General features: G+C 68.1%; 22 protein-coding genes. 12 read left to right on the plus strand and 10 right to left on the minus strand.

All coding sequences use genetic code 11. The features are described 5' to 3' along the window. Positions 1–808 precede the first annotated feature (808 nt). The 3 genes from AB0D59_RS49850 to AB0D59_RS49860 form a co-directional block, all read right to left on the minus strand. Complete coding sequence (locus tag AB0D59_RS49850; RefSeq protein WP_362579451.1) at positions 809–1,519, minus strand: hypothetical protein; 711 nt, start codon at positions 1,517–1,519, stop codon at positions 809–811. Between the two features lie 277 nt (positions 1,520–1,796). Then, positions 1,797–2,354, minus strand: a complete 558-nt coding sequence (locus AB0D59_RS49855) for an XRE family transcriptional regulator (RefSeq protein WP_362579453.1) — start codon at positions 2,352–2,354, stop codon at positions 1,797–1,799. Between the two features lie 13 nt (positions 2,355–2,367). Next, a complete protein-coding gene (locus tag AB0D59_RS49860; protein WP_362579456.1) occupies positions 2,368–4,572 on the minus strand; it encodes a helix-turn-helix transcriptional regulator in 2,205 nt (734 codons plus the stop codon). A gap of 292 nt (positions 4,573–4,864) precedes the next feature. Here AB0D59_RS49860 and AB0D59_RS49865 point away from each other — a divergent pair, with 292 nt between their 5' ends. The 9 genes from AB0D59_RS49865 to AB0D59_RS49905 all read left to right on the plus strand — a co-directional run bounded on the left by AB0D59_RS49865 (position 4,865) and on the right by AB0D59_RS49905 (position 12,433). After that, positions 4,865–5,647 (plus strand): TnsA-like heteromeric transposase endonuclease subunit, encoded by a 783-nt coding sequence (locus AB0D59_RS49865; protein ID WP_362579459.1) that lies wholly within the window; start codon positions 4,865–4,867, stop codon positions 5,645–5,647. After that, the gene (locus AB0D59_RS49870; protein WP_362579462.1) at positions 5,613–7,691 is read left to right on the plus strand and encodes a Mu transposase C-terminal domain-containing protein; all 2,079 of its coding nucleotides are present in this window, start codon (positions 5,613–5,615) and stop codon (positions 7,689–7,691) included. Before AB0D59_RS49865 ends, AB0D59_RS49870 begins: the two co-directional genes overlap by 35 nt. Further along, positions 7,682–8,734 (plus strand): ATP-binding protein, encoded by a 1,053-nt coding sequence (locus AB0D59_RS49875; protein ID WP_362579465.1) that lies wholly within the window; start codon positions 7,682–7,684, stop codon positions 8,732–8,734. The genes AB0D59_RS49870 and AB0D59_RS49875 overlap by 10 nt, the downstream gene beginning before the upstream one ends. After that, positions 8,731–9,606 (plus strand): hypothetical protein, encoded by an 876-nt coding sequence (locus AB0D59_RS49880; RefSeq protein ID WP_362579468.1) that lies wholly within the window; start codon positions 8,731–8,733, stop codon positions 9,604–9,606. Before AB0D59_RS49875 ends, AB0D59_RS49880 begins: the two co-directional genes overlap by 4 nt. A gap of 72 nt (positions 9,607–9,678) precedes the next feature. Continuing rightward, complete coding sequence (locus AB0D59_RS49885; protein WP_362579471.1) at positions 9,679–10,164, plus strand: hypothetical protein; 486 nt, start codon at positions 9,679–9,681, stop codon at positions 10,162–10,164. A 160-nt stretch (positions 10,165–10,324) separates the two neighbouring features. Continuing rightward, positions 10,325–11,116 carry a carbon-nitrogen hydrolase family protein gene (locus AB0D59_RS49890; RefSeq protein ID WP_362579474.1) on the plus strand — a complete coding sequence of 264 codons (792 nt, stop codon included), beginning with the start codon at positions 10,325–10,327 and terminating at the stop codon, positions 11,114–11,116. A 19-nt stretch (positions 11,117–11,135) separates the two neighbouring features. After that, positions 11,136–11,339, plus strand: coding sequence for a hypothetical protein (locus AB0D59_RS49895; RefSeq protein ID WP_362579477.1), 204 nt, complete (start codon positions 11,136–11,138; stop codon positions 11,337–11,339). A 492-nt stretch (positions 11,340–11,831) separates the two neighbouring features. Then, positions 11,832–12,104 (plus strand): hypothetical protein, encoded by a 273-nt coding sequence (locus tag AB0D59_RS49900; RefSeq protein WP_362579509.1) that lies wholly within the window; start codon positions 11,832–11,834, stop codon positions 12,102–12,104. Positions 12,105–12,178: 74 nt separating this feature from the next. Continuing rightward, positions 12,179–12,433 (plus strand): DUF6207 family protein, encoded by a 255-nt coding sequence (locus tag AB0D59_RS49905; RefSeq protein ID WP_362579480.1) that lies wholly within the window; start codon positions 12,179–12,181, stop codon positions 12,431–12,433. A 10-nt stretch (positions 12,434–12,443) separates the two neighbouring features. Here AB0D59_RS49905 and AB0D59_RS49910 read toward each other — a convergent pair whose 3' ends face one another. From AB0D59_RS49910 to AB0D59_RS49925, 4 genes are all read right to left on the minus strand, one after another. Continuing rightward, positions 12,444–13,355, minus strand: a complete 912-nt coding sequence (locus AB0D59_RS49910) for a DUF4238 domain-containing protein (RefSeq protein WP_362579483.1) — start codon at positions 13,353–13,355, stop codon at positions 12,444–12,446. A 130-nt stretch (positions 13,356–13,485) separates the two neighbouring features. Beyond that, the gene (locus AB0D59_RS49915) at positions 13,486–14,379 is read right to left on the minus strand and encodes a replication-relaxation family protein (RefSeq protein WP_362579486.1); all 894 of its coding nucleotides are present in this window, start codon (positions 14,377–14,379) and stop codon (positions 13,486–13,488) included. 516 nt (positions 14,380–14,895) lie between these two features. Next, the gene (locus AB0D59_RS49920) at positions 14,896–16,278 is read right to left on the minus strand and encodes a hypothetical protein (RefSeq protein WP_362579489.1); all 1,383 of its coding nucleotides are present in this window, start codon (positions 16,276–16,278) and stop codon (positions 14,896–14,898) included. 800 nt (positions 16,279–17,078) lie between these two features. Further along, complete coding sequence (locus AB0D59_RS49925) at positions 17,079–17,918, minus strand: hypothetical protein (protein ID WP_362579492.1); 840 nt, start codon at positions 17,916–17,918, stop codon at positions 17,079–17,081. A gap of 209 nt (positions 17,919–18,127) precedes the next feature. Here AB0D59_RS49925 and AB0D59_RS49930 point away from each other — a divergent pair, with 209 nt between their 5' ends. Next, entirely contained in the window at positions 18,128–19,453 is a 1,326-nt protein-coding gene (locus AB0D59_RS49930) for a hypothetical protein (RefSeq protein ID WP_362579495.1), read from the plus strand. 72 nt (positions 19,454–19,525) lie between these two features. On the opposite strand, the gene AB0D59_RS49935 is transcribed toward AB0D59_RS49930, so the two are convergent. From AB0D59_RS49935 to AB0D59_RS49945, 3 genes are all read right to left on the minus strand, one after another. Further along, a complete protein-coding gene (locus AB0D59_RS49935; protein WP_362579497.1) occupies positions 19,526–20,143 on the minus strand; it encodes a hypothetical protein in 618 nt (205 codons plus the stop codon). Between the two features lie 68 nt (positions 20,144–20,211). Beyond that, positions 20,212–22,875, minus strand: a complete 2,664-nt coding sequence (locus AB0D59_RS49940) for a Helicase associated domain protein (protein WP_362579500.1) — start codon at positions 22,873–22,875, stop codon at positions 20,212–20,214. Then, the gene (locus tag AB0D59_RS49945; protein ID WP_362579503.1) at positions 22,872–23,438 is read right to left on the minus strand and encodes a hypothetical protein; all 567 of its coding nucleotides are present in this window, start codon (positions 23,436–23,438) and stop codon (positions 22,872–22,874) included. The genes AB0D59_RS49940 and AB0D59_RS49945 overlap by 4 nt, the downstream gene beginning before the upstream one ends. A 152-nt stretch (positions 23,439–23,590) precedes the next feature. On the opposite strand from AB0D59_RS49945, the gene AB0D59_RS49950 reads away from it, so the two are divergent. Both AB0D59_RS49950 and AB0D59_RS49955 read left to right on the plus strand, forming a co-directional pair. Further along, entirely contained in the window at positions 23,591–23,884 is a 294-nt protein-coding gene (locus tag AB0D59_RS49950) for a hypothetical protein (RefSeq protein WP_362579506.1), read from the plus strand. 134 nt (positions 23,885–24,018) lie between these two features. Continuing rightward, positions 24,019–24,186, plus strand: a complete 168-nt coding sequence (locus AB0D59_RS49955; RefSeq protein WP_165939570.1) for a hypothetical protein — start codon at positions 24,019–24,021, stop codon at positions 24,184–24,186. Positions 24,187–24,366: the final 180 nt, after the last annotated feature.

The following is a 24,366-nucleotide window of genomic DNA, read 5'->3' on the forward strand; positions in this document are numbered from 1 at the left end:
GGCCAGCGTGCTGTGGGCGCTGCTGCGTGACGGACGGGTCTTCACCTCCGCCCCACCGGTCACGCAGGCGGCTTGACTTCGTCATTGAGACTCCCGAGCCCGTGTACTAATCTCCAAACGCAGCCGCACGATCCCCCCTCTCTCCCCATCCGGGGTGAATGAGTCCACGTCAAGGCACGCCAAATAGACCTCTTCCACAAGGAGTTGGCGTCCCAAGGAGCAACGTACACAGAGGCACTGACAACGTCCGCTGAGCTGGGAGATACCACCGTTGCGGGCAACGGGTCAGGTATTGTCACCAGATGCCGGGCGTGAGGCCGATGGTGCTTCTTCGCGCGTAGTCAGCTGCTGTGGTCATCAGCCCAGGAGGGTTCGCAACCACGTGATGTGGGCGATGGCCTTGGTAGGGCCGCGGCTTAATCAGCCAGAAAGCCTCGCAACAGGTTAGGGACGGACCAGCCGGTGGCGTGGGTGGTGTCGTCACCATCCCAGGAGGGCTCGCAACGTTTTCGTGTCGTCGTAGAGGCTGTACTTGCCGGGGGCGTCGTCATCAGCCCGGGAGGGTTCGCAACGGTTCCTGGTAGAGCAGGCCTTCGCCACAGATGAAGTCGTCATCAGCTCAGGATGGTTCCCAACAGGATCTGCTCGGTGTAGGTGACGGCGCCCGGGTAGTCGTCATCAGCCCAAGAGGGTTCGCAACGCCAGCTCGTCCCGGTGCACCAGGATGACGACGCGGGGCGTCATCGGCCCAGGAGGGTTCGCAACATGCGCCCGGCGATCCAGTCAGCGACCTGCCGCCACGTCGTCATCAGCCCAGGAGGGTTCGCAACAGGATGCTGCGGGCGCCGACCAGGTCGGTGCGTCCGGTAGTCATCATTAACCCAGGACGGTTCACAACATCTGGCGGACGCCGTACATGAGCTGGTCGAGAGTTGTCGTCACGGGTTCGCAACGCGGCGTTGACCTGGGCGGCGGAGGCAAGGACCAGGGTCGTCATCAGCCCAGGAGGGGTCGCGACAAGATCGGGGCTCGGCGTGTCCAGTCGACGGACTTGGTCGTAATCGGCCCAGAAGGGTTCCCAACTTGTAGCAGGCTGGCCGTGCCGCAGACACACCCGCCGCCAGTACGGCAGATACCGCACCGCCCGCACCGCCTCCCCGGTGCGCCGCGCGGTGCACAGCCGGCACCCGAACGCGGCCGGCCCCGCCACCGTGCCCGCCGCCCGCCATCGCGCCTGCGGCGCACCGACCTCCGGGCCGGTGCTGATCTTCCGATCGTCCACAGTGAACCCCAGTAGTGCCCGCGCCAGCGCTTCCAGTCCCATTCCGCACAGCTCGGCGAGCACACCCCGCCCAGCCTCGTTGAGCACGACCTCCGCATCGGCCCGCACACCACCGCTCTCGTGCCGCGCAAGGGAGTTGCGGCATGTCCACAGCCGCAGCACGCCCGCGGCCCGGTGGATCAACGACGCTGTCAGCTCCCCGGCCAGCGGCACGGTCCGTAACGCCCCTGCTGCCACAGCTCTCCTCACGCGTGACAGGGCGCCGGTCACTTGCCGCGCCGCCCGCCGCCGAAGCGTGCGGGCTGCGTCGGCTGGGCTGCCCATCCTGGGTGTATGTCCCCGATCTGGTCCAGCTGTCGGTGGAGGACGCGCGGTCCATTTGACAGGGGAGTTGCCGCGGGCACGGAATTGTCGCGGGCGGTCCTGTCACAAGTGCAACGGCCGGCCCCTGAACGCAGTCCCGGCGAGGCGCCGCTGTTGCGCACCGTTTGGTGCGGTGGCGTGCCAGCCCGACCTACAGCTCGAACTCGAGGTCGATCAGGTCGGTGAGTTCGACTTCGAGGCCGTGGGCGCGGCGGCCGTTGTCGCGGAAGTAGACCTCGCCCAGGGCCTCGGCGGCGATCTGGCGGAGCTGGTCCTCGGTGAGACCGGTCTCCTGGGCCTGGAAGAGACGGGCAGCGTGGCCGGGCGGCAGGGCGAGGGTGAGGTGGCGTACGCGGGCGTCGTCGGTGCTGCCGGGGGCGGCGGTGTAGCCGAAGCGGGCCTGGACATCGATCATGATGCCGCCGGTGGTGGCCGCGGCCTGCTTCGCCTTGGCCCTGACCTGCGGCTGCCAGCGGGCACGGACCTCGCGTTCGAGGCGGTCGGCGAGCTCCGGGCGGGGGGTTTTGATCTGGTTCTTCACGTACCGTTCGACGGTGCGCTGGCTGATGCCGAGCATCTCGGCTACCCGCCGGGTACTGCGGTGGTGCGCTCTGACCAGGTAACGCATCTGCGCTCCGGCGGACTTCGGGATCGGGCGGGTGAACGCGCCCTGCACCGCCTTGTCGAGTCCTTCCCCGACCGTGACCATGCCGCGATTCCCCTTACTCTCCGGTGTCCTTGGCGGTGACCTCGCCGGTTTTGATGTAGCGGGCGAGGTTGGCGACGTGGCCGTCGCGGGCGAGCTGTTCTAGGACGTTGGCGCCCCACAGCACGCTCTGGGTGCCTTCGTGTTTGACCATCCCGGGGGAGACGCCGAGCCGGAAGGAGCCGGGGACGGTCTTGCCGTCGTCGTTGTAGGGCAGGACGTCGAGCGGGCTGGGGCCGTCGGCGGCGTACACGGCGCAGTCCGAGAGGACCGCGACCGGATACTGCCCGGTGGCCGCGGCGAGGGCGAGCATCTTGCGGTGCATGCTGATCCGTGCCCGGGAGATCACGGCGGCGCGGATGTCGGGCCGCCAGGTGGGCCGGGCGAGGGCGGGCCAGGCCTGTCCCGGCTTCCAGCCCCCGCCGCGCGCCTTCTCCCGCAGCTTGCCGATGCCGCCCTTGACGGTCATCTTGATGGCGTCCACGACGATGCCCAGCTCCGGATCACGGCTCTTGTAGCCGTCCATCGCCTCCAAGAACTCCTGCGGGGACAGCTTCTCGCCCACCCCGAGATCCGCCATGGTGGCGACGTAGGCGTCGCGCAGCCGCTTGTACCAGCCGTCCAGGAACCGGCCGTGCTCGGGGCGTACCCACGCCTCCACCGGGGCGACGTCGTAGCCGAGCTCGACGGCATACGCCACGGTGGGCGTGGCATACCAGGCCGGACCCGTCGGGCGCTGGCCGCTCGGCGTGAACGGGCTGGGCAGCAGATCACCGTCGAGGTCGCGCCACTGCTTGCCCACCTTCACCCGGGACGGATCGACGTGGGAGAGGTCGACCAGCCACGAGCCGGGCAGCGACGGGTCGAATGCGGGCCGGGTGACGTGGACCGGCGGCGACGCGAGACCGACAACGGCGCCGTTGGCGCCCGCGGCGAACGACAGGTTCACGTCGAGGCCGACCAGGTGGCGCTGCATGCACTCGGCGTCGGTGAGATCCCGTGCCCAGTCGTAGGCCTCCTCGAACAGCTTCTCGTCGGGGCGGCGTACGTGGAAGCGGGGCAGGTCGGCCAGGACGGGGTGCCCGTCGGTCGCCTCGCACGGCGCCGGGTCGACCGGCTGCGTGCCCAGCGAGCCGGGCCGGTGCTCGGAGTGGCGCCGGCCGTCGGCGTCCGGCTGGCTGGCGCGGGTCGGCGGGTTGAGCGCGGTCATCAGATGCAGCCCCGTCACCGCGGTGGAACCCACCGGGGTCATCACCCGCTGCGCGTACACGCCCAGCACCCGGGCCAGCTCCGCCGGCTCGAGCTGCGCGGCATGCCCCCACGCGCGGCCGTCGAGGGCGCGCCAGGACGGGATGCACAGCTGCACGCACTGCCGATGGCCCCCCTGGGCGGGGCGGTAGATCCGCGCCCACGGCCCCAGCCCCCGCTTGGTCAGCTGCCAGTCGGCCCGCTGAAGCTGCTTGATGACCTTGTGCCCCTCCGCCAGCCGCCCGGCGAGCCGCTCGGACTCCGACAACTGGCCGGGCAGGCCGTAGCGCTCGCACGCGGCCTCGGTGAGCACCAGCAGCGCATCGGCGTCCTTACCCGAGCCGTGCAGCCTCTCCGCCCCGAGCCGCGCCTCGGTCAGCGTCCACTCGACCAGCGCGGGCAGGGACTTGGCGGGCACGTCCATGATCAGCCCGCCGACTCCGTAGCCGGTCACCTGCCGGTCGGCGTCGGCGCCGAGGACGAGCAGCGGGCCGTGCGCGTACGCCCCGCCGGGCGCGGGCGTGCTCGCCGGGGCGGGACGGCGCGAGGGGGCATCCTCTGCCCCGGTCAGGCTTGTGGCCGTGCTGTCCGGTGCCTCGCTCGGCGGCGCCTTGGGCGGGCTCACCGTCGGCGTCGACGGCGCCGCTGCCGTGGCCGTAGCTGCGGGCTGCGGCACCGCGGTGTCCTCCTGCTCGGCACCGGCGCCCTCCTGCTCGGCGTCGCTGCTCTCCGGGGCGGGATAGAGCGTGGCGAGCTGTTCCAGCAGGCGTGCGTACGCCTCCCGCTCCGGCGGCCTGGGCTCGGTCTTGCCCGACTCCCACGCACCGACGGTCGCACGCCGCACCTGCAGCGCGGCGGCCACCTCGTCCAGGGTGAGCGCGTGAGCCTGGCGCAGCCGCCTGCGCTCCGCCGGCGGCGGCAGCGGGGACCGGGACGCGACCAGCGCGTCCACGGCATCGAACAACTCCGACATGGGACACCTCCGCCCCCACCCTACCGGTGAAACGTACCTTCCACGTACCAATAACGTACTTTTCGCGTGCCGTAGGCGTGCGGGTAGTAGCGTCCGCGAATGCCAGGGCACACCGTTTCCCGACCTGTCCTGTCTCTGTGATGTCCGGGCAGTCTCGGAGATCTCCGGGCAAGTGGGGTGACGTCTCAGTCATGTCCGGGCATTTAGTGGGGTGTCTCGGTCTTCTTCGGGTACGCCGCTGCGGCTGTGCCTACGGTCGTCGTGACTGGTCGGCGTCGTACCGGAGGCCCGGATGGATGCGTGTGAGGTGTTGGCGGAGTACTTCGATCTGGAGTACGTCAGCGCGGGCGGGGTCCGTGAGCGTGGTTGCCTGGAGGATCTGTGGTCGGTTCGGTTCGAGTCGGTTCGGCCTGAGCGGCGGTTTCCGGCTTTCCGGGGTCAGGGCAGCTGGTGCGGCTGGTACTGGTCGGCGACTTGTGGCGGGCATGTGGGCTTCGAGTCGTGGCTGGAGCGGGATCGGTTGGTGCTGCTCGACTTCGACCCGCTGGTGACGGGGATGGCTTCGCAGCCGTTCCGGCTGTCGTGGGCGGGACCGCGAGGGAAGCGGATCCGGCATACGCCGGACTTTTTCGTACGCCGCGCGGACGGGACGGGGCTGGTGGTCGATGTCCGTCCCGATGAGCGGATCGAGCCGCCGGACGCCGTGAAATTCGCTGCGACGGCGGCGGCGTGTCAGCCCGTGGGCTGGGACTACATCCGGGTGGGGGCGCCGGATGCCGTTCTGATGGCGAATGTGCGGTGGCTGGCCGGCTACCGGCATCCGCGGGTGCACCGCGCTCGGATTGCGGCTGATCTGGTGCGGGTCTTCGCCGACGGCGGCGGACTGCTGGACGGAGCACGGCGAGTGGGTGACCAGATCGCGGTGCTGCCGGTGCTGTTCCACCTGCTCTGGCGCCGGGTCCTGGCCGTTGATCTGCAGTCGAAACTACTGGCTGCGGACACGCGGGTTCGGCTGGGCATGGCGGAGGAAGGGGGCGGGGGTGTCGTTGCGTCCGCGGCTGCTGCGGGCGGGTGACCTGGTCCGGTTCGATGGTCGTCTGCATACGGTGGCCGCGCTGGAGGGGGCTGCGGTCCGGCTGGTCGATGAGAAGCAGTCGGCGAGTGTGGTGATGCTGGCCCACCTGCTGTCGGGTGAGGATTTCGAGGTGGTCTCTGCCACTTCGGCACGGACCGTGATGCCTGCGGCCGATGTGCTGGAAGGGCTTCCGGACAAGGCGGTGGAGCGAGCCGGCTGGTGGCAGCGGCACCTGGTGGAGATGCTGACCGGCCGCCCATGGGACGAGCCGGACGGGCCGGTGCGACCTGAGTACGACCCGGCGGTTCGTTCCTTGCGGCAGCGGGAGCTGGCCAAGGCTGCCGAGCTGGCGGCGGCCGGGACGGCGGTGTCGATGACCGTGTTGCAGGACATGCGGGCCCGCTTCGAGCGCGAGGGAGTCCTCGGGCTGGTCGATCCGCGGCTGCGTTCGGTCCCGGATGGCACGGGCCGGGCCGATCGGCGGGTGATCGAGGCCTTGGAGAAGGTGGTGGAGGAACAGGGCAGACGGTCCACGGTCTCCGCGCGGGTGCTGCGGCGCCGGATGGAGCGTCAGCTGGAAGCCGAGCATGGCCTTGGAACGGTGCCGCTGCCGTCACGGGCGACGTTCTACCGGCTCCTGAAGACGGTCAGCTCCGGCCGGCACACACTGGGCTCGGCCCGCACCCGCCGCTCGCTGGCCAAGCAGCCGGACGACATGTTCGACCAGCTCACTGTGGCCCGGCCGGGCGAGGTCATGGAGATCGACTCGACCCCGCTGGATGTGCTGGTCGTTCACGACGACGGGACGGTGGACACCGTCGAGCTGACCGGCATCGTCGACATCGCCACCCGCACGCTGGCCGCGGCGGTGCTGCGGCCGTCGACGAAGGCGGTCGACGCCGCGTTGCTGCTGGCGAGGGCGATGACGCCGGAGCCGATGCGGCCGGTCTGGGCGGACGCGCTTCGGATGTCCCGGTCAGTGCTCCCGCATGCCTCGCTGACAGCGCTGGACGAGAGGCTGGCTCAGGCGGCCGCGATTCCGGTGATCACTCCGGAGACGATCGTCTGCGACCGGGGAAAGGCCTACATCTCCGACACGTTCCGCTCCGCCTGCCAGTCGCTGGGCATCTCCTTCCAGCCTGCACACCCCGACACTCCGACGGACAAGCCCCATATCGAGCGGACGCTTCAGTCCGTGGCCACGATGTTCGTCCAGCACTTGCCCGGTCACAAAGGACGCAGCACGGAGCATCGGGGGACCGATCCGGCCGCGGAGGCTGTCTGGACGATCCACCAGCTCCAGGAACTGCTGCAGGAATGGATCGTTCACTGGCAGATGCGGCCGCACGACGGGCTGCGCGATCCGCTGATACCGGGCAAGGCACTGAGCCCGAATGAGAAGTACGCCGCTCTGGTCGCCGCGGCCGGGCACGTCCCGGTCGCGCTCAGCGCCGAGGAGTACATCGGGCTGCTACCGAGGGAGTTCCGGGTCATCAACTCCTACGGCGTCCGTCTGGGCCACCGCACCTACGACAGTGCGGAGTTGACCCCGTTTCGCCGGCAGCCGTCCCGCGCCGGGGCCGACGGCAAGCGGTGGGAGGTCCGTTACGACCCCTACGACATCTCGCGCATCTGGGTGCGCAACCACCGCGAGGGGACGTGGATCATGGCGCTCTGGCGGCACCTTCGCACCGCACCGACTCCGATGGGCGAGCTGGCCTGGGACCACGCCCGCCGCGTCCTTGCCCAGCGCGGCGCGGACCCGGTCACCGAGGAGGAGATCGCCCAGGCCGCGGTCGACCTTCTGGACCGGGCTGCCGACGGCCCGCAGGGCACACCAGCCCGCTCTTCGGAACGCAGCCGCAAGGACCGCAAGGTCGCCGCCCGCACCCGGGCCACGAGTACTCCTTCCTGGCCCCGGCCGGCCGATCCAGAACCCGCCGAGGAGCCGGCGCCTGAGGCAGCGCAGAACGAGGACGACCTGGCAGACGTGGTTCCGCTGGGAATCTTCGATGCCCGCAAGGAGGCCGAGACATGGTGGTGAGCACTCCGGGGCCGAACGGGCATGACGCCGCGGACCTGCTGGAGATCCGGCGGGACCCCACAACCCAGCTCACCGGATGGCGGCAGTTCGTGGATGCCGATCCGGCGGACTTCCCACTGCTGCCCGAACAGCGGTGGCAGTCGCTGAGTCCTGCGGACCGTGAGGTCTATGACGATGCCCGAGTCCTCTATCACTCCGAACTTCAGGTCGTACGCACCGCGGCCGTCCGGGAGATCGCTCATCAGGGACGTCTGCTGACGCTGCTCAATCAGCGTGAAACCGGGGCCCGCCGCGGGCTGATCGTCTCCGGACGGCAGACAACGGGCAAAACGACTGCTCTCAAGCAGCTCGGGCGCCTCCACGAACTACGGGTCCGCCAGCGCTATCCCGGAAGCGACCGGATCCCGGTCGTCTATCTGACCGCTCCGCCCAAAGGCTCGCCCCGCAAGCTCGCCATCGAGTTCGCCCGCTTCCTCGGCCTGCCCGCCGTGTCAGCCCGGCACAACACGATCGACATCACCAACGTCGTCTGCCAGGTGATGACCGAAGCCCGCACGGACCTCGTACTGGTCGATGAGATTCACCTGCTGAACCACGGCACGGTCGCTGGTGAGGATCTCTCCGACCATCTGAAGTACTTCACCGAGCACCTACCGGCCACCTTCGTTTATGCAGGCATCGACGTCGAGCAGTCCGGGGTGTTCACCGGGGTCCGCGGCCGGCAGATGGGCGGCCGCTGCGTCCTGGTCCGCACCGGGCCGTTCCCTCGCAACGCCGAATGGCGCTCGCTGGTCGCGACGTTGGAAGAGACCCTGCGGCTGCACCGGCATCAGCCGAAGACTTTGGTGAACCTCTCCGACTACCTGCACCAACGCACTGGCGGGATGATCGGCAGCCTCTCCCATCTGATCCGTGCTGCGGCCATCTCCGCGATCCTCGACCAGAGCGAACGCATCACCCAGGACCTGCTGAAGAAGACCCGGATCGACCACAACAGCGAGTCCGCCTCCCGGCCAGGGACCTCCGTCCAGAAGGCCGGATGAGCGAGCCCACCCGCTACTGGCTGATCAAGCCCCTCCCCCGACCAGTCGTCCCCTTCCCGCAGGAGAGCGAGCAGTCCTACCTCAAGCGCCTCGGAGACAAGAACAAGGTGCTGGTCCAACGACTGCTGAACCAGAGTCACTGGCTGAACTCCCAGCAGGACTACATCGACCGGCTCGCCATCGCCAGCGGCCAGCCCCGCGCGTCCCTCGTGCGGGCGATCCCTCTCCTCGGCCAGCAGACCGGCCCCTTCGTCCCCGGCCGCCCGGATCGCTCCCCGGCGCTGGCCTGCCGGCATTGCGTCGCCCGCCGCACCGGGAACTACACCCTGGTCAGCCCGGTCACCGCCTGGAAGTCCCACTTCCACGATCACGTCTGCCCGCGCCACAAGCTCTGGATCGGCAAGGCCGTCGCCTACTACCACCAGCAAACCGATCTTTCCGGACTCCCCGACGTGGTCGATGCCCAACGCCGCCATTACCGGCTCCTACGCCGATACGGACACACCGTGCTCGACGCCTGCTACGAGCACTGCTCCACCCTCTGGGCAGCCGTCCTCACACGCGGCTACCGCCTCAGCGACCGGCACCGGCGACTCGAAGCCATGGGCGCCGACCCCCACACGCAGATCTGGGACCCCCGACGGCACATCGCGGTCTATCCCGAGATCGTGGAAGCCATGTCGCTCTACGCCTCCCCTCACTGGCGTCGCCTCGCGCTTGCCGAAGGCAGCGAGTACTTGCAGTTCAGGGCGGAGTTCATCCGGCGCCTGCCTCAGGAGAAGGTCCTCCGCAGGACCAGCAAGCCGTGGTTCTTCAAGGAACTGGGCGAGACGGCACGAGACATCGAAGCAGCCGTGAGCCGCCGTGCTTGAACCCTGGGATCGCGCAGAGTCGACGTGGGCATCCGCGAACTTTCACTCGAACCGGCCTGCCAGGATTCAACCATGAACGATGCAGACCTCCTCGAAACGCTCGTCTCCTCCCTGGCCAGCGAGGAGACCGTCTACTCGCGCTGGTGCTGGAGTTCGGGAACTGACCTCGCGCACCATGTCCGCAACCTCGCCAAGACCGCCGAAGCCGACTGGGCTCACGAGGCAGTAAGGGGCGCCACCGGACCGACCACGATCAAGGCGATCAAGACAGCCCTCCGCCCGGTCACACACGACACCGCGACTGAGCTGATGGTCAACCTCTCCATCGACAGCCTGGTATTCCCCGGACACCCGCGGCGCGACCTCGCCCACGCCAGGCGAGCTGCCACGAAGACGACGGCGATTCTGGGCCCTGGGTCGGAATGGTTCTCCAACATCGACGGCCCCTGGACGAACGGACGCGCATGGAATCCCGTCACCAGGCACACCTTCGACGGCGTAGTCGCCGGCCGGGGAAACGGATTCGTTGTCGTGCTCCTGCAAGTGGGCGAGGACTGAACACCTTGCTGGACCGCGGGAAGACCGGTCCCCCTGGTCCAGGCACGGCCGAGGGAGCGCGAAGGCGCCCTGATGGCATATGCCGCGCACCCAGCGTCGGTTGTGGGAAGGGTGGCGAATCGTGTTCGATACGACCAGCTTGTGCAGCACAATGAGTCGCATGACAAGACTTCGAGTCGCGCTCGCCAACCTCGAAATTCCCGAGAGTCCAGAAGACTCCGTGGTGCGAGCCGAGCACGCGGTCAGAGCCGCTGCTGCTGCCGACGCGCGTATCGTGTGCTTCCCGGAGGCGTACGTGCCGGGCTACCCATGGCCGCCGAACTCGCGCAAGGCCGTGAGCGTTGACTTCCTAGAAACTGCGCACGAGCGCATCGCCCAAGCCGCGCGCGAGAGCGACATATACGTGGTGCTCGGTACCGAGCGGTACGTTTCCGACAAGCCTCGTCTGACCATGCTCGTGCTTCGGCCTGACGGCGATCTAGCGGGTTATCAGGACAAGGTGCAGCTCGACCCGGAAGAAGATTCCACGTACGAGGCGGGCAGCGATCGCCGGATATTCGAAGTCGACGGCGTCCGCTTCGGCATCTCGATTTGCCACGAAGGATTTCGCTATCCGGAGACGGTACGCTGGGCCGTCCGTAACGGCGCTCAGTTGGTGTTCCACCCGCACTACAACGAAGCGGAGCCCGGCGCATTTCAGCCGACTGAATTCGCTGACCCGAAAAACTCCTTCCACGAGAAGGCATTTATCTGTCGCGCCGCTGAGAACAATTGCTACGTCGCCGCTGTCAACTGTGCGAGCCCGGGATCACCCACGACATCCGCCGTGGTGCGGCCGGACGGCATGCTACTCAGCCATCAGCCCTACGGACAGCCCGGGCTGCTGGTCTGCGACATCGACCCCGCCGAAGCCACGCCGCTGCTCGCGCAACGCCTGAGAACCCGTTCTTGAGTTGGAATCCGCTCACTACGTGTTCAATTTCGTGTCGGTGCGCGATCAGCTTGCTCGCCAACCACACCGCTCAACTCGCCAGCTGAAGTCCTCAGTCGCGACTGCTCGTCACTGCTCGCCTCAGGGATGGCGTGACCTCTTCGCCATGGAAGCCAAAGAGGTAGCTACCGACGAGGGCAACCCCACCGAGGCGGACATGCTGCGCGCCGAGGCCAGCTACTAAAGGAAGCTGTGCTGCAAATTCCGCAAACAAGTCAGAGAAGCGCTGGACATCTCTCAAGACTGAGACATATACCGCAAACCAAGATGCCCGGACTCAACTGAGACAGGCACAGGATGGACGTCTCACTGAACTCCGGGCACCGCAGGTCATCGACTCACGCTACACAGACTTATCTGAGACAGGACACGACCCACCCCCGCCCGCCGGGACGCCGCCCTCGCCCGCCGACGAGGGGCGGCGCCGTCTCGCGCAGGAAGCCGCCGAACGCGAGGCGCAGCGCCCGGTGTGCACGGACTGCGGACAGAAGTTCACCGACGACCGGTGGAAGGCCAGCATCGCGGTCGACTGGGGCCGCAGGGGCAGTCACCCGCACCTGTGCGACGACTGCACGGCCCGGGCAGTCAGAGGCGGAGCGGCAGGCGGAACGGGCCGAAGACGAGCGCCGTCCAGGACTACCTGGGCAAGGCCCCGTTGTCGGTGGCGGCTGCGAGGCTGGAGAGCGACGATGAGCAGCTGCTGCGCGGCCGGATCTACGGAGCCGACCACGACCACCCGGGCCCGAAGCCGGGACGGAGCTACGCCGAACTGGTGGGCGGGCCGCTGGACGGACTGCTGCTCGACATCACCGGCTGGAGGCCGGAGGAGATCAACGACGGTGTCTCCCTCGCCACGGAACTCGGACAGTTCGGGCCCGGCGGGCGGGCGCTGTACGACCCGCGCCCGGGCGACCCGGCCCGCTGGGACTGGGGCGGCGACAGCCCCTGACGGCCGGCCACTTGGTCGGGTGAAGACACGGCAGCGGCGGAACTCTCCCCGGTAGCCCGGGCGTAGTGCCGTACATGGACCCGATCAACGAGGTGCACGTGAGTGAGCCGGGCCTGGTCGTCGTCGACGTCGCGGCCGCCGACGACGACACCGCGCTCGCCTTCCAACAGATGCTCGCCGACCGGTGGGCGACGGCAACAGCCGACCGCACGACGCGAGACGCGGGCGAGCCCGGCGTACGGCTGCGCTGCCACCTGGACTTGAGGCAGCCGGTCGGCTCGGATGCGCCGTCCGACGAGCCGCCGCAGGCCGCAGAGGTACGGCAATGACGATCGCCTGTCAGGCGGTGCGGTCCCCGGCTGGTCGTCGCTGTGCGGCGCGTTCCACGAGCGTCTCCAGGCCGCTGCCGGGGTGCATGTAGACGTAACGGTGGGCGGCGTGGACCTGCACGGCGTTGAGGTGGTCGACGAAGGACTGGGGGGCGGTGAGGCTGACGTCCTCGGTGCCCAGGGACAGCATGTGCCTCGGGCTGATGGGAAGTAGGAGGGTCTGGGCGTCCTCGAACGGCATGCCGTAGATGGTGCGGTTTCCCTTCGCGCACAGGGTCAGGGCCGGGTTGTCGCCGATGAGGAACTGGCCAGTCTCGGACGTGATCACCTCCAGCCGTCGCGTCGACGCCAGGTCCCGCATTTTGTGGAAGTCGTCCTCAATGCGCGTGCGGAAGAGTTTGTCGCTCTCCGTGGACCGTTCGATGAGGCGTTGGGCGAAGGCGCCCAGGGCAGCCGGGTTGGACAGATGCAGGCCCGTCTCGCGCAGTGCCTCGAGGCGCAGCTGCTCCGGGTACTGGGTGATCACCTTGGCGGCCAGCCGGGTACGGGCCCGCTCGACCGCGCCGGTGTACGCATCGCGGTAGTGGAGCGACCGGATGTAGTGGAGCGCGACCAGGTCACGCAGCACGGCCACGTGACGCGGGTCGGCGAACGGAGTGCCGGCGTGCACGGCGGCGAGCGCCGCGGGCACGCGTCTTTCCACGTCGCCCCACAGTGCTTCAACGGATGGGGAGTCGACGGCGACGAAGTTCTCGACCCAGCCGCATCGGCTGGTGGGCATCCGCTTGTGCACGCGTTGGGGGTTGTGCAGGTCGAACGGGAGCAGTTGCCGGCTGCCGCCCTTCGGCTCGGGCATCGTGAACTCTTTTAGCAGGACCTGGGATATGAGGTGCTGCCGCGACGTCGGCTGTGCTGTTCCCACCCGCCGAATTCTGCCAAGTCTCCCTTGCTGCCCGCTCAGAGTTTCCCACCTGCCCCATGGTCACCGGTCAACGCAGCCGGACCACGGTGACGACCGCGTGCCGGGTCGTGCCCGCCACGACCTCAACCAGCTACGCAGGGTCTGCGGGCGAACCACAGACCCGTGCCGTCGTCTGCGGCGGTCGCACGTCAGCGGTGCTCGAAGTCTGTCCAGCGGACTCGCCAGCCGGGGTCGTGGACCGGGCGCCACACGGGTGCGGAGGGGCCGTGGTGGAGCAGGTCGGCCAGGGGCGCCGCGAGCACGGGGACGTTCCGCAGGAACGGCGCCAGCGCCCTGGCGGCCGCGCGCAGAGCCGTGATCCGGTTCTCGACACCGGCGTGCCCGGTGCTGTCCAGGACGAACAGGACGCGAGGGAAGAGTGGGTAGCGCCGCCGCCACTCCTCCACCGCCGGTTCCTGGAAGGTCGGCCGGCGCCCCGGTCGACTTCCACGAACGCCTGCAGCATCGACCCGCCCTCGCCGACGGCGGGGCCGCGCCGGTAGTACAGGAGCGCGTCGGGGATGACGGCCTCGCCGCTCCCGATCGGATGGTGCACCTCGGGAATCCAGTCCAGCGGCTCGCACAGCTCCCCGCGGCGGCGGGCGTCCTCGAGGAAGGCGAGCGCGGTCTCCGTCACGGTCAGCGTGTGGCCGGCCCTCAACCGCACAGCGGTTGGATCGGACACGGTCCTGGACGGCCGGTGCCCGCGCAGCTCGGGCCACTCGCAGGCGAGCTGCACGCCGTAGCCGGTCGGATGCCACACCCGGGTCCGTCCGGCCTGCGGCAGGGTGATGCGGTCGACCAGCCCCTCCTCCCGCAGCCCCTCCTCCCGCAGCCCCTCCTCCCGCAGCCCCTCCTCCCGCAGCCGGGCCAGCCGCCGCCGCGTCTGCTCGATCCGCACCCCAGCGGCGATCACCCGGTGCAGCTGCCCGGTGGTCGCCATGCGCCAGCACACCCAGCGCCAGCCGGTCCCCACCGCTCGCATCCACGCCGATCATCACGGATCAACTCGCTTCCCATCCGGTACGGCACCGACCCGCTCGGCGCCACGCGTACCGTCCACAGCAGCAGCCGGCCCCGACCAGACCGCCGACCACGAAGGCCCGACCACGGTCACGAAGCGACAACACCTCCGTGGACCAGACCCACGTCCCCGCCGATAACCCGTCCGACAACCGACCGCGCCGCCTGCCGCGCCTGCCTGCGAATTCGCAGGTCACCACGCTGACCCTGCCGTGCTCGGAAGGCTGACATCCCCTCTACGCCCCCGAGTCCACGCCCCACAGCAGGAAGAAAAGAGAAGTGGGTGGGTGAGACAGGCCCGGGCAGCGGGCGACGGGATCGGGCGCTGCTGGTGTTGCTCGCGCGCGACTGCCGGGCCGCGCGCGGTTCCGGACGGGTCGACAGATGGCCACAGAAGCGGCCCTACCGATCTACCAGAGCCGCCTTCGGACGGACCTGGACCTGATCGAATTCGATGGCAGTACTTCCCCCGGCCTGCTCAATGCCAGACCGCACGTTCGTTGCTGTACATCAGCAGTGAGTGGATCGAGGGATCAGGGAGCTTGAGTGCCTCGTCGATCGCGTCGACGAAGCGGTCTGTGCGGACGAACTCCATGAGCAGCTGGTACATGGCGTTGCCGTGGACCACGATGTTGTGCCCGTTATCAGCGATCTGCAAGATTTTGGTGTGCCCGTCGAATCCGTGTCCGGGCACGGAGAGGAGCACCTGAGCATCGAGACGCTTTCGATGGAATCGGGCGGCTACCTCGTCGGCGACCAGAAACGATTCGAGGACCAGGTAGTCGCAGATCAGGGCTGCCCTATGATGCGCAGGGAGGGGGTAGATCCCCCAGGGAGCGGTGGCCGGGTCCCGTGCGGCGGAGTCGACACTGGTGGCCCGGAGGCGATGCAACCCCTTCTCGATTCCGAGGCGCTGGCGGAGAAGATCCTCGCGACAGCGCACATACGCATTCCACACCTCTTCCGCGTGGCGGCCCGAGGCGGAAAGTAGATGGAAGGCGCCGACGACACGGTCGGCGAATTGCACGGCCGAGAAGCCTTCGGCCGCAGCGCGCTCGATCGCCGGCACCAACTCGCGTACGTGCGTTCGAAGCTGCGTCCCCGCCCGCCACAGACTCGTGGCCTCTTCTCCCGGAAGTGCCACGCGGCCGTCGATTGCGGCCAGGAGCCGTTCCGCGCGCTTGATCTGCTTCTTGGCCTTCGCTGTTGCGCTTGACGAACCACTGGACTTGATCTCATGAAGCATCCGGCGTCCGCTGGGCTCGATTTCGGTGGCGTCGAGGACCCGCACCACTGACGTCAGATCGTGCAGCAGCGCAAAACGGCCCTGTTCCATGAATTCGGTGATCTTCCCGAGTTCCGCGTCCAGTCCGGACTTGGCCACGAATGGTCCAGGAGGGTCGTTGCGGGACAGCGCGACGATCACCCGCCGGTCGTAACCGTGTACCCGCCACGCCAGCGCGTCCCCCACGGCGCGCAGCTGCCGGATCACCCGCTCCGCGACCCGCCGTTCAAAGATCCACTGCTCACGCTCCCTGGAATCCGGTGCGCACCGCAGGCGCCACGGCGGGTTAACGAACGTGGCAGTATCGGCATCCATGGGGCCAGGCCAGCCGGGGGCCTTACCGGCATTGATACGACGTACCGCCCGCGCGATCCGATCCGCAGCGAGCTGGGCTCGATAAGACGCTCGGAACAGATGGGCCTGGAAGTCGTACAAGTCCTCCGCAGTGGTCTTGGCTGCATCGAACTGCTCCAGGAGCCAGGTGACGGCGTGGAAGTTGACCATGTGTTCCGGATGCTGCAGGACAGCATCAATCTCGGATGCTTCAAGCTCCCCGAGCCGTACGTCCCACCCCATGCCAACAACTCCACCCACGATGCCACGATTTCGCAGGACCCAGTCTGTCCCATAGCGCGGGCTGCTCGGGCGCCCTCCTACGTCGCACCACCGCTGACGACCGTGAGCCGTTGGTCGGTGCGCTGCCAGTGCACATACAGTGGTCGCGCCGAAACGGTGGGAGGTCACCACTCGCTTATGTCGTCTCCATCAGCGAGCCGCCGTATGTCCTCGTCAACGCGAGCCGAGGCCAGTGAAGCACCTTCGCCGAACCGGATCAGCTGTTCCGCTGGGCTGTAGAAGCGTGGTGTGGCGCCGAGGCTGGCGTGGCAGCCGCGGCACCGCCATGGCCTGCGCAGAGTGACCCAGTGGGCGCGGGCGCACGATGGGCACTCGGTGAGATAGGCACTGGGGCCGTATGCCGCGGCCCACCATGCGTGACCGTAACGGCCGCGATAGCCGGGCTGGTTCGGACTACGGTGGGAGGGCCAGCCCAATAGAACCAGTTGGCCGCCTGGCCACCGGCACCTGCATGCGCCGGTGCACTGGCAGGCACGGGCGGTGCCGAGTTCGGTTGCCTTCTCCCGCCGTGGCGTGTTCGGACCTTTGACTTCCAGCCATGTTCCTACTTCGGGAAGCCAGAAGTCAGGCACGTACTGGGTGCCGGAAGGAAGAGTGATCAGCTCAGGCTCGTACTCCCACGCAATGCCGAGGCCGTTGAGCGTGACGGCCCAGTCAGCTTCGAGGCGGGACCGGAAGCGGGTGCCGGCATAGGTCGTGGGTACGGCGTCTGTGGGCTCGGACCTCGTAGAGGCCCCCTGTCAGGCGTGCAGCTGCACGGAATAGCCCTGGTCGTCGATCTCGCGCAGGACGCTGACAGCGAGCATGAGGGCGACCACAGCGTTGGCGGCGGTGTACTGGACGGAGCCGGCAGCGTGGGCGGTGGCGTGCCGGTTGAAGCCTTCCGGCACGGGGTGCTGTCGCCGAAACTCCTCCAGTGTCTGGGCGAAGGGCAGGAAGACAGCGGCTCTGCGGAACTGACCAATCGTGGCGTCCTCGTCTACGTCGACAGTGGGGACGCTCTGCTTGATCTTGGCGTAGCCGGGCCACCAGCCCTTGTCGGTGAGCCACGCCGGGTTGGCGAAGGCCAGACCGCGAACGAAGGTGTCCCAGACATTCGCGGCAAGGGCCTGCGCACCGCTGAACATGTCGCCCTCGATCATCTGTACGCATTCCTCGAGCAAGGCCCGCTGTGCGGCAAATCGCGTGTCGGTGACGGAGGCCAGGGCCTTGCTGCAGGAGGCGAGGATCTCCGTCCGGGAGTCGTTGAGGACCTTCGCGCGAGAGCGAACGTCATCTGCAGCGAGGAGCTGTCGGATCACGTCAGCCGGGGGAACCCACGCCAGGGGCACACCTTCCAGCATCAGCCGGACCATGTCCGTGTAGGCCAGATGCTGGCCCTGCCAGTTTTCCGGCATCATCGCGTCCAGGCGTTCCAGCGCTGGCTGCAAAGGCGCGACAGCCTTGGACAGGCCCTCCAGCAGCGGCGTTGGAAGTACCACCTTGGGCGCCGGTATCAAGTTGGCCGCCACCGTGCGCCGGATGTTCTCCGTAGCCGCGTTGAGCACCTCGGCCAGCCGTGCATCGAAGTCGTTCGTCATCCACATCCCTCCCCTGTGCCTGGAGCATTCTCCGACACGGAATCCTGTATCGACGCCGACCTTGCCTGCTGAACGGAGCGCCTGGGGAGGGCCGTGTTGCGCTGCTAAGCCCAGGCGATGCCGACGCTTCGCTGACGATCAATACCGGCGGTCCGGGCAATTCGATGGAAGAGGGAACCGCGAACGAAGAGAATGTCCACGTGCCTCCGATGCTGACCGACATGCCGTCCGACCGTCTGGACGTGCTGATCAAGCACCCCTTCCACCGCGAGACGGGCGAGCGGCTGATCGCGTTCATCCGCGACCTGCGCGAATGCCAAACCCCAGCGGACTATGTTGCGTTCCAGCAGGACTTGCTGCATGCCACCCTTGCCGCGAACGACGCGCGGGCGGAGCGATCAAGGGTGATCAAGAGGCTTAGGAGAGGGCAGAAGCTTCCGCCTGATGCCCCGGATCTCGCGATCGGGGATCCCCACGACCTGGACGACTGGCGGCTGGAACTGGACGTCCTGGAGCGCGTAGGCCGACAACTGCGCTCGATCGGTGATGCCATGGCCTGGCAGGCCTTCCACTACGACCGCCGCCACATACTCACCCTGCGTCGCAACGAGTCACCGGGACCAATGACCCTCAGCAAGGACGGCACTGTCCACGAGATCCAGTTCGCGGAACAGCAGTGGAATGAGCATCGGCAGTTCGCGATGCTGCACGACCTCACCGACTGCCTGCGCATCGGCGACGTAACCGTGTTCGGCAAGCCCGACCAGAACAACGAGCAAGACATCCTGCTCTACGAGTTGAAGACCAACCCAAACCGGCGGGAAGGAGCCCAATTCCAGCGCACCCGGATGGCAGCTGAAGCACTCCACGAGGGCGGCCCGCTCCCTGGGCACGAGAATGCCCGACTCATCGACACGGGCGTGCCTTACGCCACTCACCTCTCGGCTCTCGCTGACGCTTTCGCCCACGCCCACCGCGACGGGCTGAAAACGATGCGGGTGCCAGGACAGCGCGGCCTGCTCGCCCTCGACATCCCCGCCGCCAGCAACAAATGGGGGTCCCAGGAAGCCACACGACAGTTTGAAGCGCAGTACGCAGCGCTGCTGCGCCGCACCCGGCTGACCGGACGGCGCGTCTGCTACGGCAGCGGGGACAGCGCAGCCCGCAACTACCTCACCGCGCCGTGGGGCATCTACCCGCTGCAGCCCGCGCAGTGCGCCGGACTCATCGCTGACATGCTCGTCTTCACCGTGACGCTGTCCTCCGACAACTTCGTCGAAGAACTCCGAAAGGCCGGGCTGGACGTCCGGTGGGTTCTGCCCGAAGGCGCCGAGATCGAATCGCCGCAGTCCCTCTTGGAGATCAACGGGCACGGTCGACGGCTGCAAGTGGCGTGTGCCGAGATCGAGCGCTTGCTGCTGGAGCTCACCGACCTGCAGACCTGGGCGGAGGGCATCGACCGGCTGCTGGAGAAGACTGACAGCCGCTGCCAGCCCTGGCCCTACTTCACCGAGGAACACAAGGTGTGGGCCTGACGATCTTCCGCATGTCGATGGATGTCTCGACCGTCCCCGAGACGGTCGTCCCGACGACGCTGCGAAAGGAAATCAGCGTTCGGTACGCATGTGCCGTACGGCGGTCTCATCGAGCTCGGCGGCCAGCGTCAGGGCGGACGCGAGTTCCGCTGGCGCTTTGAAGAGGTGACAGATCATCTCTGCGGCGCCGTCGACGGCCTCGGGGATGGTGGGGCCGAAGCTTGCCTCTGCAAGGGCGGCGACGGACGCGGCGTAATAGCCGTCTGACCAGCTCACCTGGAGCCGGAACGTGTAGCGCTTCAGCAAGTCCCACGAGTTCGAGCTCGCCATCTCCAGGAGGGTGTCACTCGGCTGTTGGGCGGTCTCCTCCCGGCCTTGGAGCCAGGATTCCACCTCGGTCGTGTCCGCCGCGATGGTGTCCGAGTCCTTGTCGTGGTCGTAGCAGTGGAAGCGCAGGTCTTCCCTCACGTGGATGGCCAGGCGGCATTCGCCCAGGACACCGAGACACCACAGGGCTTCGCCGCGGTTGGCGACGTCGAAATGCCACCCCGGCCGGTGAGCGAGTAGGTCTCCCAGCGCCCGCCAGGCAGGGAGGCGCTCGAAGCCACCGCCGAAGGTGTCACACACATTGTCGTAGTCACTGTTGTCGAAATTGACCTTCACCGAGAGGTAAGCGGGACTGTCATTCATGCTGTGGATCGTAAGTGAGCGGGCAGAACACGGTGCCCATAACGAGGGAGCACCGTCCGACCAAGGAACTACGCCCACTCCACGCCCAGCTCCCGCAGCGCGGTGAGCTGTTCGGCGGTGAGTTTGTCCCGCCTCGATTTGGTGTTCGATACCCATACGCCCAGCTTCACGACGACCGGTTCGGCCTCACTGTCGACCACGATTTCTTCGCTGTGGCCGCGTGGGACTGGCCGGTGGGCGCCTTCCCGTTCGATCCACTGTGTGAGGGCCGCAAGTCCGCGCTGGAACGCCTGCTGCGCCTTGCCCGGACCCTTCGCCAGGCGCTTAGCCGTCGGAGCCGCAGACGGAGCTTCCACGGGCTTCAGGCCCAGCCTGGTCAGCCGCTCCTGCTGCTCGCTCGACAATTGCGCCCAGGCGGTCGGCTGGGTCTGCCGCTGGAGCCACCGCCCGAGGTCGTCTCCGTCCATGAGCACGCCGGGTGCGATGTCGGGCAGGACACCGCCGGGTTCGTCCTTGGCGAGGTGGGCGAGGATGCGGTAGTGGCGTTGCCAGTCGAGCGGCCAGGGGCAGTTCCAGTCCGGGTCGATCGCAGCCAGCTGGTTGGCTCGCTCTGCCGCCCGCTGCGGGTTCTTCCCGAGGCCGCCTTTGCGGCGGAGGTTGGCCATGTGCTGCCCGATGGGCAGCATTGCCTCGCTCTCGCCCCACATGGCGTCCTGGCGCGGGGCGAGGTGCCCGGTGGCCCGCCGGTAGGAGCGCAGCGCTGCGAGCTTGTTCTCCCAGGCCTCCTCACCTGGCTCCCAGACCATCCCGGCCTCCGGTGCGTCCAGCAGGGTCTTGCGCCGCTCCTCGAGCTCCCCGGCCCGCAGTGCCTTTCTCTGCTGGTGGACCCACCGGCCAAGCGGAAACGCGTTCGTCGCTCCGACTTCGACCTCTGCGTCGTAGGGCACGGCGTAGAGCCCGGCGATGTTGTTCTCCTTCCGCCACCGCAGCAGGGCCTGGTAGCCCTCCAGCCACACCAGGGACTCCGGCCGGTAGACGCGGCTGCGCAGGAAGGCCGCGATGGTCGCGGCGTCGCGCGGGCTGGAGAAGTGCAGCAGCGCCGACTCGACCGCACCGTCGGTGTCGTCCTGCTCGTGGTCCGTGTCCACCGCGCCGCCGGCCCCGACGATCCGCCCGTCCTCATCGCGCCGGAGGTGCACCTTGTGCTTCCCGCTGCTGAGGGCACGGGAGGCGAGCTGCTCGACGAGTCGTTCATCATGACTGCGCAGGCCCTGCAAAACGGCTACAAGAGGGCCGAAGCTGGCGGAGGCGACCATGTCGGTGGGGTCCTCGCCGGGCTCCAGGAACACGGGCACGATGATGCGCGCGACCTTCGTGGTGCCGTCGCGGTTGGGCCTGAGCGCGCGGCCGATGTTCTGCACGATTTCCACCTGGGAGCCGCGGGTGTCGGCGAAGCAGACGGCCTCGACTCCTCGCTCGCCGGTGATGTCGACGCCTTCTCCGAGGACGCGGCAGCTGGCGAGGAAGGCGCGGTGGACCCGGCGGCCGGCGGCGTCGATGCCGTTCGCGAACTGGCGTAGCACTTCGCGCCGCTCGGTGACGAGGTGGTCGCCGCACAGCCACGCCGACCACACGCGGTCCGGGGGTACGTGGCGGTCGGCCTCCAGCTCGTAGAACTCCGCGTCGATCGACGATGCGGGGAGCCGGTCCGCGGCCGCCAGGTCGTCGTCGGAGGCGTCGTTGGCGTACAGCTCGGCCGCCGTCTCCGGCATCTTCTCCGCGAACGCGGCGGCTTCCTCCACCTTCTGATGGAACGTCATGACCGTGCGCAGGTTGTACGCCGCGGCGTGCTCCAAGAGCGCGGTCTGCAGGAGTGCCAGGCGCCGGCCGCGCTGCGCTTCCTCGGATTCCCCGAGGGCGGGGGAGGGATCGTGGATCTCCAGTACGTCGATCTCGAATCCGGCGAGGATCTCCCGCTCGATCGCCTCCGACAGACCGAGCTCCGCGAGCCACGCGCCGTACGTCCCGTCCGGGTCATCGGCCATGGTCGCGATCTCCGTCTCCTGGTCCTCCGCGCCCTTCTGCGGGCGGGCTGCGGCGAGGATGCGGGGGGTGGCGGTGAGGTAGAGCCGGAAGTCGGCGGGGGTGCGGGCGTTGTCGTGGATCGCGGCCCAGGGCCTGCCAAGATCACCTGCGGTTGAGTGAGCTTCGTCGACAATGGCGAGCGCGAAACCGTCCATCTGCTGTCCGTACAGGCGCTCTCCGCCTGCCAGAGCGGCCTCCAGCGGCCCGCGAACCTTCCCCTGACCCATTGGGTCGCCGAAGTCCTCGCGGTCCACCAGGGAGGCGTAGGTGGCGAACACGATGACCGGCCCGTGCCCTGCCCACAGGGCGAGCTGGATCGGGTTGGTGGTGGTACGCACCCCCAGCTCGTTCAGGACCGGGTCGTTCTCCAGCGAGCACACCGCCACCATGGGGGAGCGGTGCCCCACCGTCCGCCACGCCTGGGCGGTTTGCACGAGCAGGTCCAGGGTCGGCACGGTGACGAGGATCCGGCCGCCCCGGAAGCACTCCAGCGCGCATGCGGCGGCGGTGATCGTCTTGCCCGATCCGGTCGCGGACACGATCGTTCCCCGCATCCCTCCCGGGGGCACAGGCGATCTTGCAGGAAACCCGACCCATTTCCGGAAGCTCGACTTCTGTTGAACCTGATGTTCTCGGAGCTGGATCAAAAGAGTTCTCCCGGCTCAGGAAGGATTTGTGTGACGGAAGCGATTCGGTACCCGCCGCGTTGATAGAGGCCGCCGTCCCTTCCATGCACGGCCCAGGCCCGCTCGGCCGCTTCGTCGGCTGACGCGGCCATCAGATGCATGGCGGGGGCGGGCATGTCTGGGCCGGAGCCGCCAGCAGTCGGCCGAGCATCGACCCGGTAGACGCGATGCCGAGAGATTTCCGGACCCTCGACGCCGGACCGCTCGGCCGCGGCCACGTCTGTCATCAACCGCTTCAGACGCTGCTGTTCATAGCGGACGGCACGCGCGTCGCGGCAGGGCGCGTACGCGGCCATCCGCTCCTTCTCCATGAGAGCGGCGATCCGTTCCCACTGAAGGCGCCGCAACTCCGCGATGAACAGCTCGCTCAAGTGATGCGGCTCTGCAGGGCACACCCGTGCACGCCCGGCGCGTTCCTGGGCCAGGCGCACTTGCGCGGCCACCTGGTGTCGATCGAGTCCGGTAGCTTTCGCGACGACCCCGAGCCGGGCAAGCTCATGCGGAAGATACTCGTAGATCAACACGCAAACCGCTCCCCACCGGGTGTCCCTGAATTATGCCAATGCTACATGCTGCATCACATCGAGATGCAGACGTATGAGACTCCCCGGAAAGACCCCTACACAAGATTCCTTCCGCCCTGATGGTCGTGGCACATCGGGGTACACGGGCCCGCATGGCACCGAAGACCGAACGCATCCAGTTCCTGCGGGCCGTGCGACAGCTGCACCGCGTCCGCTCCCTCTACGCCGTGGGCGCCCTGCTGTGGGCGGCATCCGCGGCCTGGACCGGCTGGCAGTCACCGGGGAGCCGGCAGATGTGGGTGTCCGTCCTGCTCCTCACCGTCTTCACCGGTCTCCTCGTCACCGCGGGCCTGTCCCTGCGGCGTCTCGCGGTTCCCGTGACGGGCCGGCCCGCACCTCACGCCGCCTCGCACAAGGCGGCAAGTACCCGCCACGCCCACGCCTGAGGACCCTTCAGCGTGCTCGGATGACTCGCCAGGCTCCTACCTGGCGAGTCATCCGACTTCGAAGGCGCGCCACCCATGTCTGTGGGGGCGGGGGCCGGGCATACGGGCTTCACTTCCTATGAGAGGGGCTTGTCATGCTCGGCATAGTCGCGGCAGTGCTGTTCTTCATCGCGTTCCTCATCAACGCGGCCGAGATCAGCACCAATCACACGTTCTCGTCAGTCAACGTCATGCTCCTGGGGCTGACCGCGCTGGCCTTGCACGTTGCGGGAATCGGTAGCACTTGGTCCCGTAGACGCTGACCCGGCGCCAAGCCCTCAGGAGTCAGCCGGAGACACAGGCGCAACTGCCCCGCATGCTGCCGCTCGGGCCGTAGGCCCATTGGCCTGCCCCGCGCAGCGGGGCCGGCCCTCGTGGCGCGGAGCGCCACCCGGTGACCGGAGCGAAGCGAAGGCGCCGAGTGGGGGGGCGCAGCCCCCATC

Origin of the sequence: Streptomyces sp. NPDC048417, from assembly GCF_040651615.1 — a bacterium.
Taxonomy (GTDB): domain Bacteria; phylum Actinomycetota; class Actinomycetes; order Streptomycetales; family Streptomycetaceae; genus Streptomyces.